Genomic DNA, 15,286 nt, shown 5'->3' with positions numbered 1-15,286 from the left:
GAGGGTGGTCCCGCCCTACGGCGTTGTTCGTTTTCAATTCAGCGCGGCTCAGCTCAGCTCAGCGCGGCTCAGCTCAGGTCGTCGCAGCTCAGCGCAGGTCGTCGCGCTGCGCTGCCTCCGACTCGGCCTGCTTGGCCTGGACCTCGGGGTCCAGGGAGGTCTGACCGCTGCCGTCGACCGAGGTCAGCGGCGTGCTGTCGGGGACCTCCGTCGCGGCCGGCGGCTCGACGAGCCAGTCCGGGTTGGCCTGCTTGTCCCACCACTTCCAGGCAGCGACCGCACCACCCGCCAGGACGCCGAGGACGATGAGGCCCTTGGCCACACGTCCGGCGCGAGCGCGGCGGTTGTGCTTACGGGTCAGCCGCTGGATCTCCTTGGGAGAGACCTCACCGCGCAGGGCGGACAGCGCCGCGGACCCGCGGGACGCCGCCTCCTCGCGGACGGGCGCGGTCGCGGCAACGGCGTGCTCGATGCGCGGCTTCGAGTAGTCGGCGGCCTGCTGAGCGGCCTTGCGGGTCTGCCCGGCGGCCTTGCGGGTGCGGACGGCGGCTTCGTGCGCGGCGTGGTCGACCTTCGGCGGCACATGCGTACGGGCCTGCTCGATGCGCGGGCCGACGTGAGCGCCGTACTGGACACGGGCTTGCTCGGCGGCCTGCGACACCTTGGGCGCGAGACGTACGCGGGTTTCGTGCGCGTATTGGACGGCCTGTTCCTTGGCCGTGCCGGCGTAGGGGGCCACCGCCTCCGCGGCATGCCGCACGCTGTCCCTCGCGGAACCGGTCGCGGCGCGCACGCTGTCGATGCGGGTCACGGGATCCTCCTCCTCGGTGGCTTATAGGTATGTCACCTTTCCACCCTTTCAAGGATCATGCCTTTTGGATGGCTCCAAGGCATGAGAGGGCGGGCATCCGGGTGTGATCAATTTGATCAAATCGGTACAAGGAGAGTTCTTCGCCGACAATGCCACGGATCGTCGCGCCGCGCGCCCACTCGGTGGTTACTCGTCCCAATCGGGTCCGTGCGAGGATCAGGACGTCATAGAGGACAACGGAAGGCGGACCGTGGCCGAGCAGCTTTACGCCACCCTGAAGACCAACCGAGGCGACATCGAGGTGCTGCTGCACCCCAACCACACGCCGAAGACGGTCAAGAACTTCGTCGAGCTCGCCCAGGGCGAGCGCGAGTGGGTCAACCCGGAGACGGGCAAGAAGACCACGGGCAGGCTCTACGACGGCACGGTCTTCCACCGAGTCATCAGCGGCTTCATGATCCAGGGTGGCGACCCGCTGGGCAACGGCACGGGTGGCCCCGGCTACGAGTTCGAGGACGAGTTCCACCCCGACCTCTCCTTCGACAAGCCCTACCTGCTCGCCATGGCCAACGCGGGCCCGGGCACCAACGGCTCCCAGTTCTTCGTGACGGTCTCCTCGACCGCCTGGCTCACCCGCAAGCACACCATCTTCGGTGAGGTCACCGACCCGGCGAGCCAGAAGGTCGTCGACGAGATCGCGGCCACGCAGACCAACCCGCGCACCGACCGCCCGGTGAACGACGTGGTCATCGAGTCCGTCGTCATCGAGACCCGCGGCGCCTGACACCGGCGCATCCCGCTGACACCGGCGCCTCCCGCTGATACCGGCGCACCCCGCGAGGGAACCAAACCGCCCCGCCCATCCGTAAGGAAGGGCGGGGCGGCGCGTTCGCACGTGTGGGTGCAGCTGTGCCTTTGTACGGATATTGAGGGGACCCCATGGACCAGGCACCAGGCAGCCCGCAGGGGCCACAGGACGCATCGAACCTGCCCCGCTGCTATCGGCATCCGGACCGCGAGACCGGCATCAGCTGCACCCGCTGCGAGCGCCCCATCTGCCCGGAGTGCATGATCAGCGCCTCGGTCGGCTTCCACTGCCCCGAGTGTGTGCGCGAGGGCTCGGGCACGGGGCACACGCCCGCGGCCAACCAGCCGCGCACCATCGCGGGCGGCTCGATCGCCGCCGATCCGCGCCTGATCACCAAGATCCTGATCGCGATCAACGTTCTTGTGTTCATCGCGATCCAGGCGAACGACCGACTCTTCGGCGATCTCGTCCTGGTCGGCGAATGGCCGCCCTATCCGTACGCGCCGACCGAGGGCATCGCCGAGGGCCAGTGGTACCGCCTGGTCACGTCCATGTTCGCGCACCAGGAGATCTGGCACATCGCGTTCAACATGCTGGGTCTGTGGTGGCTCGGCGGCCCCCTGGAAGCCGCGCTCGGCCGCGCCCGCTACATCGCGCTCTATCTGCTCTCCGGCCTGGCGGGCGGCGCGCTCACCTATGTCCTCGTCGGCGCGAGCGACGCCTCGCTCGGGGCATCCGGAGCGATCTTCGGCCTGCTCGGCGCCACCGCGGTCCTGATGCGGCGCCTGAACTACGACATGCGCCCGGTCATCGCGCTGCTCGCGCTGAACATGCTCTTCACGTTCACCATGAACGGCATCGCCTGGCAGGCGCACGTCGGCGGTCTGGTCGCCGGTGTCGCGATCGCGTACGGGATGGTGCACGCGCCCCGCGAGCGGCGGTCGCTCGTGCAGTGGGGGACCTGCGCCGTGGTGCTGGTCGTGGTCCTGGCGACTGTGATCATCAGGACCGCTCAGCTCGGCTGAAACCGGCAATCGGGGCTGGGATACCGTCCGCAGCCCCATGTTGTCCACAGCGTGTGCCGGATCTTGTGCATGTTGTGGGGAACAGCTGTGCCCCTTGTCACTGACCTGGGTTTCCCCAGGAAGGACAAGGGGCCAGCGGTGGCTCGGATGACGATCGACCAGTCATACCGGCGTCAACATCACGAGGGTTATCCACAGATCGTCTTTCTTTTCCCCAGTTTGGTCCCCAGTGTGGATAGCGCTGTGGATAACTCAGGGCAAGGCTTGCTCTCGCCGCTCTGAAGAGCGCGTTCGCAGCCGGTGGAACAGCGCTACTTCCACTGCGTGGAGACGCCGAACCCCGCAGCGATGAAGCCGAAGCCGACCACGATGTTCCAGTTGCCCAGCGGGTCGATCGGCAGTTTGCCGTCGGTGACGTAGAAGAGGACGATCCAGGCGAGCCCGATGAGGAACATCGCTAGCATCACCGGAGCCACCCAGCTACGGCTGGTCAGCTTGATGTTCGTCGCCTTCTTCGCGGGCGGCGTGTAATCGTCGGCCTTCTTGCGGATCCGTGACTTCGGCACGAGGGTCTCTCCTGTCGATACGGGGAGCTGAGCCCTCCCCCGGGCGTCCGTTAGCGTAGTGCTTCCGCGGCGCTGAAGGAGATAAGGGTACGTTGAGCAATCTTGCCGACTCCCCCGCAGGTCCGGGTCGCCGTTCTCGCTGGCGGCCGGTCCGGTTCCTCACGGCCGCCGTTTTCGCGCTCGCGGGCCTCATCTTCTTCACCAGCTTCAACACGGCCAAGGGTACGAACATCCGCACCGACGCCTCTCTGCTGAAGCTCTCCGACCTCATCGAGGAGCGCAGCCACAAGAACGGCAAGCTCGACGAGTCCAACGGCTCGCTGCGCGACGACGTCGAGTCCCTGGCCGAGCGCGACAACGGCGGTACGAAGGCCGACGACGCGCGGCTCAAGGCCCTGGAGCAGAACGCGGGCACCAAGAAGCTCAGCGGTGAGGCCGTCTCCGTCACCCTCGCCGACGCCCCGCCGAACGCCACCGCCAAGCTCCCCGGCTACCCCGAGCCCCAGCCCAACGACCTGGTCATCCACCAGCAGGACCTCCAGGCCGTGGTCAACGCGCTCTGGCAGGGCGGCGCCAAGGGCATCAAGGTCATGGACCAGCGGCTCATCTCCACCAGCGCCGTCCGCTGTGTGGGAAACACCCTGATCCTCCAGGGCCGCGTCTACTCGCCGCCGTACAAGGTGACGGCGGTCGGCGACCCGGAGAAGCTCAAGACGGCGCTCGCCGCGTCTCCGCAGATCCAGAACTACATGCTGTACGTCAACGCGTACGGCCTCGGGTGGAAAGTCGATGACGACGGGGCGATGACTCTTCCCGGCTACTCGGGCACAGTGGATCTCCACTACGCGAAGCCCGTGGAGTAAGCCGCTGGGGGAGCCTGTGTCGGTGCGAGTGCTCGTCAGGACGTTCAGCGAACTGTGCATCACCGTCGGCACGTTGATCGTGCTTTTCGTGGTGTACGTCCTGTTCTGGACCGGCGTGAAGGCCGACAGCGCCATGGACGGCCAGATCGACAGGCTCCAGGACCAGTGGGCGCGGGGTTCGGTGCCCGCGCGTACGGATGACGAGCCTTCGGAGGCGTCGTCGCCGAAGAAGCCCGATCCCTACGAGGACGGCAAGCCCTTCGCCGTCATGTACATCCCGCGGTTCGGTTTCACGTGGAACAAACCGGTACTCCAGGGCACAGGGACCGACATCCTTAAGAAGGGGCTCGGTCACTACGGGGACACCGCGCAGCTCGGCCAGCGGGGCAACTTCTCCGTGGCCGGCCACCGCCGCACGTATGGAGACCCGTTCAAGGACTTCCCGAAGCTGCGTCCGAACGACCCCGTGGTCCTGACCGACGGCGCCACGTGGTTCACGTACCGCATCGACAAGAGGCCCTACAAGACGCTGCCCGGCGACATCGGCGTCATCGACGCGGTTCCGCGCAAGTCCGGATTCGACGGTCCTGGCCGTTACCTCACCCTTACAACCTGTGAGCCAGAGTGGGGCCACAGCCACCGGTTGATCGTCTGGGCGCACCTCGATGCGACCCAGCCCGTCGAGGCCGGGAAACCGGAGGCACTGCGCCGTTAGTCTGGTGCCGTACGGCTACGGAAGGGACGGCATGTACGGCTGGATCTGGCGGCATCTGCCGGGAAACGCATGGGTGAGGGCGCTGCTCTCGCTGATGCTCGTCTTCGCTGCGGTCTACGTGCTCTTCCAGTACGTCTTCCCCTGGGCCGAGCCGCTGCTTCCCTTCAACGACGTGACGGTGGACGGCCAGTGAGTCCTGTGAGCCCTGCGAGCCCAGTGCGCCCGGTGAGCACCGAAGGCCGTCAAGGCCGTCCCAGCCGCATCCTCGTCGTCGACAACTACGACAGCTTTGTCTTCAACCTCGTCCAGTACCTCTACCAGCTGGGTGCCGAGTGCGAGGTCGTGCGCAACGACGAGGTCGAGCTGCGTCACGCGCAGGACGGCTTCGACGGTGTCCTGCTGTCGCCGGGGCCGGGCACGCCCGAGCAGGCCGGCGTCTGCGTGGACATGGTGCGGCACTGCGCCGACACCGGTGTGCCCGTCTTCGGCGTCTGCCTCGGCATGCAGTCGATGGCGGTGGCGTACGGCGGCGTGGTGGACCGTGCGCCGGAGTTGCTGCACGGCAAGACGTCCCCGGTGACACACGGGGGCAAGGGTGTCTTCGCCGGGCTGCCGTCGCCGTTCATCGCGACGCGCTATCACTCGCTCGCCGCCGAGCCGACCAAGGTTCCGGCCGAGCTCGAGGTGACCGCGCGCACGGAGGACGGCATCATCATGGGCCTGCGCCACCGTGAGCTGCCGGTCGAGGGCGTGCAGTTCCACCCCGAGTCGGTGCTCACCGAGCACGGCCACCGCATGCTCGCCAACTGGCTCGTCGAGTGCGGGGACGAGGGGGCGGTCGGTCGGTCGAGCGGTCTTGCCCCGGTGGTGGGCAGGGCCACGGCGTGACCGCGCTGCGCCCCGAGCGCGACTCCTCAGGACTTCCGTACGACGAGCAGCACGCGTCGCACGGGGAGTCCGGGGCGTTTGAGGAGCCCGGGGCGTTCGAGGCGGCCGTCGACCACCTCGCCGATCCGCTGACCGATCCGCTGCCGGGTCAGCATCCTTCGCCGTGGTTCCGCAGCGGGCCCGCTGAGCCTGAGCCGCGTCCGGAACCGCAGCCGGAGCCTGAGCCGCGTCCGGAACCGCGGCCTGAGGAGCAGGAGTGGTACGACCCCGAGGGGTATGCCCGTGACTGGCAGGGCGGGGTGCGGGAGCCGACGTACGAAGAGCTGTACGGCGCGTACGCCCCCCAGCGGTCGACGCCCGCGCACGAACCGATACCCGAGGCCCCGCAGCCGCAGCCGCAGCCGCAGCCGCAAGCCCAACAGCCCCAGCCGCAGCCGCAGGCTCAACAGCCCAAGCTCCAGCCTCAGCCGCAATCCCGACAGCCCCAGCCGCCGTTCGACGACGAGACGGTAGGGCTGAGGACGGCGGACACGCGCCGAATAGTCGAAGCCGCAGTCGACCCGGAGCCGGTCACCGAAAGGCCGCCGGAAGGCGGGGGCCGGGCCGCCCGTCGCAAGGCCGCCAAGAAGGGTGCATCGCGCGCCGCCCCGCGCTCTACCGCGGAGTCAGCGGAGTCCGCGGCCCCTCTCTCGCGTGTGGAGGCCCGTCGCGCCGAGCGCGCCCGCAGGCCCTCCGCCGGCGCTGTGGTGAGCCGGGGGATCGGCGAGGTGTTCATCACCGTAGGCGTACTGATGCTGCTCTTCGTCACCTACCAGCTGTGGTGGACGAACATCCGCGCCCACCAGCAGGCCGACGGCGCCGCGAGCGACCTCCAGGAGTCGTGGGCGAAGGGCAAGGGCAAACCGGGTGTCTTCGCGCCGGGCCAGGGCTTCGCGCTCCTGCACATCCCCCGCCTCGACGTGGTCGTGCCGATCGCCGAGGGCATCGACAAGTCGAAGGTCCTGGACCGCGGCATGGTCGGCCACTACAACGAGGGCGCCACCAAGACGCCCATGCCGGACGCCAAGAAGGGCAACTTCGCGGTCGCCGGGCATCGCAACACCCATGGCGAGCCGTTCCGGTACATCAATCAGCTCGAACCGGGCGACCCCATCGTCGTGGAGACGCAGGACGAGTACTTCGTCTACAAGATGGCGAGCATCCTGCCGCAGACCCAGCCCAGCAACACCTCGGTGATCGGTCCTGTCCCTCCCGGGTCGGGCTTCACCAAAGAGGGCCGGTACATCACACTGACCACCTGTACCCCGGAATTCACGAGTAAGTATCGAATGATCGTCTGGGGCAAGATGGTCGAGGAACGGCCGCGCGGCAAGGGAAAGCCGAGCGCGCTCGTCAACTAGCACGGTGAGAACGGGGCAGATCCAGTGGCAGCGACGACCGACCACGCCGACCACGACGAGAAGCAGGACGAGGCGCCCGCACCGCGACGCCGGGGCCGCGGTCCCCTCGCCACGGCGGTCAGTGTCTTCGGTGAACTCCTCATCACCGCGGGCCTGGTGCTCGGTCTCTTCGTCGTCTACTCCCTGTGGTGGACCAACGTCGTCGCGGACCGCGAGGCGCACCAGCAGGGCGACAAGGTGCGCGACCGCTGGGCGGGCGGCCCGGGGAACCTGAACACCAAGGACGGCATCGGCTTCCTCCATGTCCCCGCGATGGGCGGCGGCGAGGTCCTGGTCAGCAAGGGCACCAGCAGCAAGGTGCTCAACCACGGCGTCGCGGGCTACTACGAGGACCCGATCAAGTCGGCGCTCCCCGAGGACAAGGAAGGCAACTTCACGCTGGCCGCGCACCGCGACGGGCACGGCGCGAAGTTCCACAAGATCGACAAGATCAAGAAGGGCGACGCGATCGTCTTCGAGTCCCGGGACAAGTGGTACGTGTACAAGGTGTACTCGACGCTGCCCGAGACATCGAAGTACAACGTGAACGTCCTGAACCCGGTCCCGAAGGAATCCGGCGTGAAGAAGCCGGGCCGCTACATCACCCTGACGACGTGCACGCCGGTCTACACGTCCAACTACCGCTATGTGGTGTGGGGCGAGCTGGAGCGCGTCGAGAAGGTCGACAACAAGCGGACGCCGCCGGCGGAGCTGGACTGACCACCTGGACCACACACGGCCACGCACGCACGACCACGTACGGCCACGCACGGCCACACACGGGAAGAGCCCCGGACACCGCCTGCTCGGCGGTCTCCGGGGCTCTTCCCGTGTACTGCAGCAGTACTTACTGCAGTAAGTACTGCTGCGGGGTCAGTCGGTCAGTCCTCGTCGTGGCGGGAGAAGCCCGCGTTGCCTCCGAGGAAGCCGCCTCCGTCCCCGCCGTTCCCGCCGCCGTTGTCCCCCTGGTTGCCGCCCGCCGTGGTCAGGTTGACCCCGGAGCCGGGGTCGACCTCTTCGTTGGCGGCGGGCTGGGAGAGGACCACAAGGGCGTCGTCGTCCTGCGGTCCTGTGATGGTGCCGACCGTCAGACCGGCGTCCTCGATGGCCTTGCGGGCGTCCTTGAGCTTCTGGCCGGTGAGGGTCGGCACGGTGGCCTTCTCGGCGGCCTTGGCGACCTTCAGCGTGACCGTGGAGTTGGGATCGGCCTCGGTCTGCGGGGCGAGGCTCTGCGAGAACACCTTGCCGGGATCGACGTCCGCGTTCTCTTCTTCCTCGCACGTACCGACGAGGTCGTTGCTCTTCAGCTGGGCCTTGGCCTCGTCGCAGGTCTTGCCGGTGACGTCGGGGACCGTGGACTTCGCGGCCTTCTTGGCGACGTCAAGGGTGATGGTGCTTCCCTTCTGCACCTCGGTACCGGACGTCGGGTCCTGCTCGAGGACCTCACCGGGGGTCTCGGGCGACTCCACCTGGTTGGGCTCGACCTTGAACTGGTACTTGTCGGCCTCGAGTTTCTCGGTGGCCTTGTCGATGTCCAGGCCGATGACGCTCGGCACCGCGACCTTCGGCGCCCCCGTGGAGACCGTCACGTTGATCGTGTCGCCCTTTTTGACCGAGGCGTTCGCGCCCGGGTCCTGGGAGCAGATCTCGCCCTTCGGGAACTTCTCGCACGGCTTGTGCTCGGTGTCGTCGAGCACAAGGTCCACGTTCTTGGCGGACTTCTTGGCCTCGGCGAGCTTCTCGCCGACGAAGTTCGGTGCCTTGATCGAATCGTCGCCACCGCCGCCGGTGAACGCCCACTTCCCGATCAGGATCGCGCCCACCAGGACAAGGATCCCCGCGAGCACGAGCAGGATCGTGGAGGTGTTGCTCTTCTTCTGGCGGCGGCGTGAATGGTCGTCGTAGCCGTCGTCCGGGCCGACCGGCGGCATCATCGACGTCTGCCCGCCGCCGTTCTGCGGGCGCAGCATCGCCGTCTGCTGGTCGTCCGGGTGGCCGCCGTATCCGACCGCGCCCATGGCGGCGGTCGCCTGGACGGGCTGGCCGTCGAGGCAGGCCTCGATGTCGGCGCGCATGTCATCGGCCGACTGGTAGCGGTAGTCCGGGTCCTTGGTGAGGGCCTTCAGGACGATGGCGTCCATCTCCGGCGTGATCTCGCCGTCGAAGACGCTGGGGGCCTGGGGCTCTTCCCGTACGTGCTGGTAGGCGACCGCGACCGGTGAGTCGCCCACGAACGGCGGGCGAACGGTCAGGAGCTCGTAGAGCAGGCAGCCCGTGGAGTAGAGGTCGCTTCGCGCGTCCACCTGCTCGCCCTTGGCCTGCTCCGGCGAGAGGTACTGCGCGGTGCCGATGACCGCCGCCGTCTGCGTCATCGTCATCCCGGAGTCGCCCATGGCGCGGGCGATGCCGAAGTCCATGACCTTGACCTGGCCGTTGCGCGTCAGCATGACGTTCGCGGGCTTGATGTCGCGGTGGACGATGCCGTTGCGGTGGGAGTACTCCAGGGCCTGGAGGATGCCGATGGTCATCTCCATGGCGCGCTCGGGCAGCAGCTTGCGCCCGGAGTGCAGCAGCTCGCGCAGGGTGGATCCGTCGACGTACTCCATCACGATGTACGGGATCGAGACCCCGTCCACGTAGTCCTCGCCGGTGTCGTAGACCGCGACGATCGCAGGATGGTTGAGCGAGGCGGCCGACTGGGCCTCACGGCGGAACCGGGCCTGGAACGACGGGTCGCGCGCGAGGTCGACCCGCAGCGTCTTCACCGCCACGGTGCGTCCGAGACGGGTGTCGTGCGCGAGGTAGACCTCCGCCATCCCGCCTCGGCCGAGCACCTGGCCCAGCTCGTACCGCCCGCCGAGGCGACGCGGCTCTTCCATAGCTATTCCAGCCCTCTCCGTCAGTCCCGACCGCACCCTTGTGTGGTCCGGCGGTGTGCTGTCCGGGCATACCGTACCCGGCTCGCCTTACGTGACCCGGCCGCCACCGTCACCCGATACAGGACCGGTATCGCAACGTGCACTGATGTGGAGGAGTCGTGACGGGGGTCACTTCTTGCTGTCGAGAACCGCCTTCATCACGTCCTTGGCGATGGGGGCGGCCAGACCACCACCGGAGATGTCGTCGCGGCCTGCCTTGCTGTCCTCGACGACCACGGCGACGGCCACCGGCGAACCGTCGTCGGTCTTGGCGTAGCTGATGAACCAGGCGTAGGGGTTCTCGCTGTTGTCGATGCCGTGCTGGGCCGTACCGGTCTTGCCGCCGACGGTGACGTTGGGAATCTTGGCGTTCGTGCCGGTGCCGTCGTTGATGACCGTTTCCATCATGTCCTGGAGCTTCTGCGCGTTCTCCTCGGAGAGAGGCTGGCTCATCTCCTTGGGCGAGTGCTTCTCGATCACGTCGAGGTTCGGCGCCTGCAGCTCGCTGACCATGTACGGCTCCATCAGCTTGCCGTCGTTGGCGATGGCCGAGGCGACCATGGCCATCTGCAGCGGCGTCGCGGCCGTCTCGAACTGGCCGATGGAGGAGAGCGCGGTCTGCGGCCTGTCCATCTTCTTGGGGAAGACGGAGGCGTTCGAGCGGACCGGCACGAACTGCTGTTCGTTGAAGCCGAACTTCTCGGCCGTCTCGGTCATCTTGTCCTTGCCGAGGTCCGAGCCGATCTTGCCGAAGACGGTGTTGCAGGACACCCGCAGCGCCTCACGCAGCGAGGCGTTCTTGCAGGGGAGGTTGCCCTCGTTCGGCAGCGGCTGCGTGGTGTCGGGCATCGTCCAGGGCAGCGGGGACTTGGTGGGCGCGTCGATGTCGTCGTACAGACCGTGCTCCAGGGCCGCCGCGGCGGTGACCGCCTTGAAGGTGGAGCCGGGCGGGTACGTCTCGCGCAGGGCGCGGTTGAGCATCGGCTGGTCTTTGTTCTTGTCCAGCTTCTGGAAGGCGGACCCGTCCGTTCCGGCGAAGCTGGAGGGGTCGTACGACGGAGCGGAGGCGAGGGCCAGGATCGCGCCCGTGGAGGGGTCGAGCGCGGCGACCGCGCCCTTGCCGAGGCCGCTCAGACCCTTGTACGCGGCTTTCTGCGCGTCCGAGTTGAGCGTCGTGACGACGTTGCCGCCCTCTTTCTTCTCACCGGTCAGCAGGTCGAGGCTGCGGCGGAAGAAGAGCCGGTCGTCGTTGCCGGTCAGGATGCCGTCCTCGATGGACTCCAGCTGCGTCGCGCCGACGCTCTGCGAGGCGAAGCCGGTGACCGGGGACCACATGGGGCCCTCTTTGTACGTCCGCTTGTACTTGAGGTCGCTGCCGCCGGTCTCCTTGGAGCCGGTGACCGGCTTGCCGTCCACGATGATGTCGCCGCGTGGCGTGGCATACCGCTCGATGGTGACGCGAGGGTTCTTCTCGTCCTTGGCGAGGGTGTCGGCCTGAACGTACTGGAGCCAGTTGTCCCGGGCGAGCAGGGCGAGGATGAGGAGCCCGCAGAAGATCGCGATCCGGCGCAGGGGCTTGTTCACGGTCGGACCACCTGGGTCATCTCGGCGTCGGGATTCGGGGCAGGGGCGGGCGCGGGGCGGCGGGCCGTGTCGCTGATGCGGATCAGGATGCCGATCAGCGCCCAGTTGGCGATCACCGATGAACCGCCGTACGCGAGGAAGGGCATGGTCATACCCGTCAGCGGGATCAGCCCCATGACGCCGCCCGCGACCACGAAGACCTGGATGGCGAAGGCGCCGGACAGGCCGATCGCGAGGAGCTTGCCGAACGGGTCGCGCGCGGCGAGGGCCGTGCGCACACCGCGCTCCACGATCAGCCCGTAGATCAGCATGATCGCCATGATCCCGGCGAGGCCGAGCTCCTCGCCGAAGGTGGCGAGGATGAAGTCCGAGTTGGCGGCGAACTTGATGAGGTCGGAGTTGCCCTGTCCGAGGCCGGTGCCGAGGGTGCCGCCGGAACCGAAGGCCCACAAGGCCTGCATGGCCTGCTCGGAGTGGCCGATCACGCCCTGCTGGCTCAGCTCGAACTCGTGCAGGGGGTCGAGCCACGCGGCGACGCGCTGTTTGACGTGCGGTTCGAAGGAGGCGACGCCGACCGCGCCGACCGCGGACATCAGAATGCCGAACACGATCCAGCTGGTGCGTTCCGTGGCGACGTACAGCATGACGATGAACATGCCGAAGAACAGCAGCGAGGTACCGAGGTCGGTCTCGAAGACCAGGATCAGGATCGAGAGGATCCAGAGGACGACGATCGGGCCAAGGTCACGGCCACGCGGCAGGTACAGGCCCATGAAGCGCCGGCTGGCCAGCGCCAGGGCGTCTCGCTTCACCATGAGATAGCCCGCGAAGAAGATCGCGATGACGATCTTCGCGAACTCACCGGGCTGGATGGAGAATCCGCCGACGTGGATCCAGATCCTGGCGCCGAACACGTTCTTGCCAAGCCCGGGAACCAGGGGCAGCAACAGCAGGATCAGGGAGCCGACCATCGAGATGTACGTATAGCGCTGCAGGACGCGGTGGTCCTTGAGCAGGAGCAGTACGCCGATGAACAGCGCGATGCCGATCGCGGAGTACTTGAGCTGGTTCGGCGCGGCCGGGCTGAAGTCGGCGAGGTTCTGCAGCCGCTCGGACTGGTCGAGGCGCCAGATGACCGCCAGACCGAGGCCGTTCAGGAGCGTCGCCAGGGGCAACAGCAGCGGGTCGGCGTACGGTGCGAATTTGCGCACCACGATGTGGGACACGGACGCGAGCAGCCCGAGACCGCAGCCGTAACCGAGCATGCCGGCAGGCATCTTGCCGTCGATCGCGAGGCCCACGTTGATGTAGGCGAACAGCGAGATGACGACGGCGAACGCGAGGAGCGCGAGCTCGGTGTTGCGCCTGCTCGGCGCCCCGATCGCGCCGATGGTCGACGTATGTGTAGTGCTACTGCTCATGGCGTGCAAAGGCCCCCAACGGCTGCTTACTGCTTACCGCACAGCGGGACCAGCTTCTCCTCGTCCTGGGAGAGACTGGGGCCGGGTGTGGGAGTCGGTGCGGTCTTGGACTTGTTTTTGTCGGTCGTGCTGTTCTTGTCGTTCTTGTCGTTCGTGCCCGACGGGGTGCTCGGATCGGTCGGATCGTCGGTGGGGGCCTTGGCGGACAGGCCGGTGGTGCCGCCCGCCTCGCCCTCGCCGGGCTTGGCGTTCTCACGCTCGGCCTCGCGACGCTTGGCGTCCTTCTCACAGGCCGAGGCCTGCAGGCCGAGCTCCTCGATCTTGCTCTTGGCGTCGTCGAGGTTGCCCTCTTCGATGCTCGCCTCGACCTGCTTGCGCTGGTACGGCGGCAGGTACTTGAGTTCGATCTTCGGGTAGTTCTCCTCGACCTTCGACAGGCTGACCCACGCCAGATCCTGGTCGATGCCGCGGTACAGGGCGACGTTCTTCTCGTTCGTGCCTACGAAGTACTGGGTCTGGGTCCAGCGGTAGCCGCCGTACAGGCCGCCGCCGATGACCGCAAGGGCGAGCACGGTGTAGAGCGATCTCTTGAGCCACTTGCGGCCGCCGCCGGGCTTCACGAAGTCCTCGTCGCTGTACGCGCCGAAGTTCCCTTCGGGAACGTACCCCGTCGTGTCGCCGCTCCCGGGCGGCCCGAAGCCGCCTCCTGAGGGCTGCGGAGGCACCGGACGGCCAAGACCGGACGCGCGGCCCGCGGGGGTCTGCATGGCGCCGTCGTCCTGCGCCTGGAGCTGGTTCTCGGCGACCGCGCCGACGACCACGGGGGTGTCGGAGAGCTGTCCCGCGAGGGTGTCGCCGCTGTCGATGTCCAGGACATCGGCGACGATCACCGTGATGTTGTCGGGTCCGCCGCCGCGCAGCGCGAGCTGGATGAGCTCCTGCACGGTCTCCTGCGGGCCTTGGTAGCTCGCGAGGGTGTCTTCCATCGTCTGGTGCGACACGACGCCGGAGAGACCGTCCGAGCAGATCAAATAGCGGTCGCCGGAACGGACTTCACGGATGGAGAGGTCCGGTTCGACGTGCTCGCCACTGCCGAGCGCCCGCATGAGCAGGGAGCGCTGCGGGTGGGTGGTGGCTTCTTCCTCGGTGATCCGGCCCTCGTCGACGAGGCGCTGCACCCAGGTGTGGTCCTGGGTGATCTGCGTGAGGACGCCGTCCCGAAGGAGGTAGGCACGTGAGTCGCCCACGTGTACGAGGCCCAGACGCTGGCCCGTCCACAGAAGGGCGGTCAGGGTCGTCCCCATGCCCTCGAGCTGGGGGTCCTCCTCGACCATCAGGCGCAGTTGGTCGTTGGCCCGCTGCACGGCGGTGCCGAGCGACGTGAGGATGTCCGATCCCGGTACGTCGTCGTCGAGGGTGACGAGCGTCGAGATCACCTCGGAGCTCGCCACCTCACCCGCGGCTTGGCCCCCCATGCCGTCGGCGATCGCGAGGAGACGTGGACCGGCGTAACCGGAGTCCTCGTTCCCCTCCCGGATCATGCCTTTGTGCGATCCGGCGGCGAAGCGCAAAGACAGACTCATGCGCACCTCGCCCGTCGGCTCCGGGTACATCCGCACGGTGCCCACCCTCCGGTCGGGAGCGCGCCGGCGTCCAGTGTGTGGACAGCCGTTTCGGCTCGCTCGCTCCGCTCGCGCTCTGTCATGACGTAGTACTACTTCCGCAGCTCGATGACGGTCTTGCCGATGCGGATCGGCGCGCCCAGCGGAACGGGCGTCGGGGTGGTGAGTCGGGTCCGGTCCAGATACGTGCCGTTGGTGGACCCGAGATCCTCGACGATCCACTGACCGTCACGGTCCGGGTAGATCCTGGCATGCCTGCTCGACGCGTAGTCGTCGTCGAGCACGATCGTCGAATCGTGTGCCCGGCCCAGCGAGATCGTCTGGCCCTGCAGGGCGACCGTCGTGCCCGCGAGGATCCCTTCGGATACGACCAGCTTGCTGGGGGCGCCACGGCGCTGCCGTCCGCCCCCCTGCTGCTGGCGCTGGGGAGGTGGTGTTGCCGCCTGCTGTTGTTGCTGGCGTGCGGCCTGCTGCGGTCGCGCGTTCTCACGGCGCGAGCCGCGCTGTGTGACGCGCGTACCGAACAGGTCGCTGCGGATGACCTGGACGGCCACGATCACGAACAGCCACAGAACGGCTAGGAAACCCAGCCGCATGACCGTCAGGGTCAGCTCTGACATTGCCCC

At 67.6% G+C, this 15,286-nt stretch carries 15 protein-coding genes; 8 read left to right on the top strand and 7 right to left on the bottom strand.

Translation table 11 applies throughout. The features are described from left to right. Positions 1–88: 88 nt before the first annotated feature. Positions 89–811 (bottom strand): DUF5324 family protein, encoded by a 723-nt coding sequence (locus tag ACZ5CR_RS35705; RefSeq protein ID WP_468865411.1) that lies wholly within the window; start codon positions 809–811, stop codon positions 89–91. A gap of 250 nt (positions 812–1,061) precedes the next feature. Between ACZ5CR_RS35705 and ACZ5CR_RS35700 the strand changes: the two genes are divergently transcribed. Continuing rightward, complete coding sequence (locus tag ACZ5CR_RS35700) at positions 1,062–1,595, top strand: peptidylprolyl isomerase (protein WP_468865409.1); 534 nt, start codon at positions 1,062–1,064, stop codon at positions 1,593–1,595. A gap of 155 nt (positions 1,596–1,750) precedes the next feature. Next, positions 1,751–2,644: a rhomboid family intramembrane serine protease gene (locus ACZ5CR_RS35695; RefSeq protein WP_468865407.1), complete on the top strand. Its 894-nt coding sequence runs from the start codon at positions 1,751–1,753 to the stop codon at positions 2,642–2,644. A gap of 311 nt (positions 2,645–2,955) precedes the next feature. Here ACZ5CR_RS35695 and crgA read toward each other — a convergent pair whose 3' ends face one another. Continuing rightward, the gene (gene crgA, locus ACZ5CR_RS35690) at positions 2,956–3,210 is read right to left on the bottom strand and encodes a cell division protein CrgA (protein WP_389902554.1); all 255 of its coding nucleotides are present in this window, start codon (positions 3,208–3,210) and stop codon (positions 2,956–2,958) included. Between the two features lie 92 nt (positions 3,211–3,302). Here crgA and ACZ5CR_RS35685 point away from each other — a divergent pair, with 92 nt between their 5' ends. The 6 genes from ACZ5CR_RS35685 to ACZ5CR_RS35660 are packed head-to-tail and all read left to right on the top strand — an operon-like array spanning position 3,303 to position 7,835. After that, positions 3,303–4,073: a DUF881 domain-containing protein gene (locus tag ACZ5CR_RS35685; RefSeq protein ID WP_468865405.1), complete on the top strand. Its 771-nt coding sequence runs from the start codon at positions 3,303–3,305 to the stop codon at positions 4,071–4,073. Positions 4,074–4,095: 22 nt separating this feature from the next. Further along, positions 4,096–4,788 carry a class E sortase gene (locus ACZ5CR_RS35680; RefSeq protein ID WP_468865403.1) on the top strand — a complete coding sequence of 231 codons (693 nt, stop codon included), beginning with the start codon at positions 4,096–4,098 and terminating at the stop codon, positions 4,786–4,788. Positions 4,789–4,792: 4 nt separating this feature from the next. Then, positions 4,793–4,981, top strand: a complete 189-nt coding sequence (locus ACZ5CR_RS35675) for a hypothetical protein (protein ID WP_351169259.1) — start codon at positions 4,793–4,795, stop codon at positions 4,979–4,981. 32 nt (positions 4,982–5,013) lie between these two features. Beyond that, entirely contained in the window at positions 5,014–5,676 is a 663-nt protein-coding gene (locus ACZ5CR_RS35670) for an aminodeoxychorismate/anthranilate synthase component II (protein WP_468865401.1), read from the top strand. Continuing rightward, entirely contained in the window at positions 5,673–7,076 is a 1,404-nt protein-coding gene (locus ACZ5CR_RS35665) for a class E sortase (protein WP_468865398.1), read from the top strand. The genes ACZ5CR_RS35670 and ACZ5CR_RS35665 overlap by 4 nt, the downstream gene beginning before the upstream one ends. Positions 7,077–7,100: 24 nt before the next feature. Continuing rightward, positions 7,101–7,835 (top strand): class E sortase, encoded by a 735-nt coding sequence (locus ACZ5CR_RS35660; RefSeq protein WP_468865396.1) that lies wholly within the window; start codon positions 7,101–7,103, stop codon positions 7,833–7,835. A gap of 161 nt (positions 7,836–7,996) precedes the next feature. On the opposite strand, the gene pknB is transcribed toward ACZ5CR_RS35660, so the two are convergent. The 5 genes from pknB to ACZ5CR_RS35635 form a co-directional block, all read right to left on the bottom strand. Further along, a complete protein-coding gene (pknB, locus tag ACZ5CR_RS35655) occupies positions 7,997–9,994 on the bottom strand; it encodes a Stk1 family PASTA domain-containing Ser/Thr kinase (RefSeq protein WP_468865394.1) in 1,998 nt (665 codons plus the stop codon). 168 nt (positions 9,995–10,162) lie between these two features. Continuing rightward, the gene (locus ACZ5CR_RS35650; protein WP_468865392.1) at positions 10,163–11,617 is read right to left on the bottom strand and encodes a peptidoglycan D,D-transpeptidase FtsI family protein; all 1,455 of its coding nucleotides are present in this window, start codon (positions 11,615–11,617) and stop codon (positions 10,163–10,165) included. Continuing rightward, entirely contained in the window at positions 11,614–13,038 is a 1,425-nt protein-coding gene (locus ACZ5CR_RS35645) for an FtsW/RodA/SpoVE family cell cycle protein (RefSeq protein ID WP_468865389.1), read from the bottom strand. Before ACZ5CR_RS35645 ends, ACZ5CR_RS35650 begins: the two co-directional genes overlap by 4 nt. 26 nt (positions 13,039–13,064) lie before the next feature. Continuing rightward, complete coding sequence (locus ACZ5CR_RS35640; RefSeq protein ID WP_468865386.1) at positions 13,065–14,621, bottom strand: Stp1/IreP family PP2C-type Ser/Thr phosphatase; 1,557 nt, start codon at positions 14,619–14,621, stop codon at positions 13,065–13,067. Between the two features lie 131 nt (positions 14,622–14,752). Then, the gene (locus tag ACZ5CR_RS35635) at positions 14,753–15,280 is read right to left on the bottom strand and encodes an FHA domain-containing protein FhaB/FipA (RefSeq protein WP_389902531.1); all 528 of its coding nucleotides are present in this window, start codon (positions 15,278–15,280) and stop codon (positions 14,753–14,755) included. Positions 15,281–15,286: the final 6 nt, after the last annotated feature.

The organism is Streptomyces sp. NPDC031274 (assembly GCF_055570235.1).
This window is presented reverse-complemented; position numbering and strand designations above follow the sequence as displayed.

What these genes read in the sequence shown, in the direction of transcription:
- ACZ5CR_RS35695 (WP_468865407.1), top strand. Translation starts at nt 1,751, where the DNA reads ATGGACCAGGCACCAGGCAGCCCGCAGGGGCCACAGGACGCATCGAAC.
- pknB (WP_468865394.1), bottom strand. Translation starts at nt 9,994, where the DNA reads ATGGAAGAGCCGCGTCGCCTCGGCGGGCGGTACGAGCTGGGCCAGGTG.
- ACZ5CR_RS35635 (WP_389902531.1), bottom strand. Translation starts at nt 15,280, where the DNA reads ATGTCAGAGCTGACCCTGACGGTCATGCGGCTGGGTTTCCTAGCCGTT.
- ACZ5CR_RS35640 (WP_468865386.1), bottom strand. Translation starts at nt 14,621, where the DNA reads ATGAGTCTGTCTTTGCGCTTCGCCGCCGGATCGCACAAAGGCATGATC.
- ACZ5CR_RS35645 (WP_468865389.1), bottom strand. Translation starts at nt 13,038, where the DNA reads ATGAGCAGTAGCACTACACATACGTCGACCATCGGCGCGATCGGGGCG.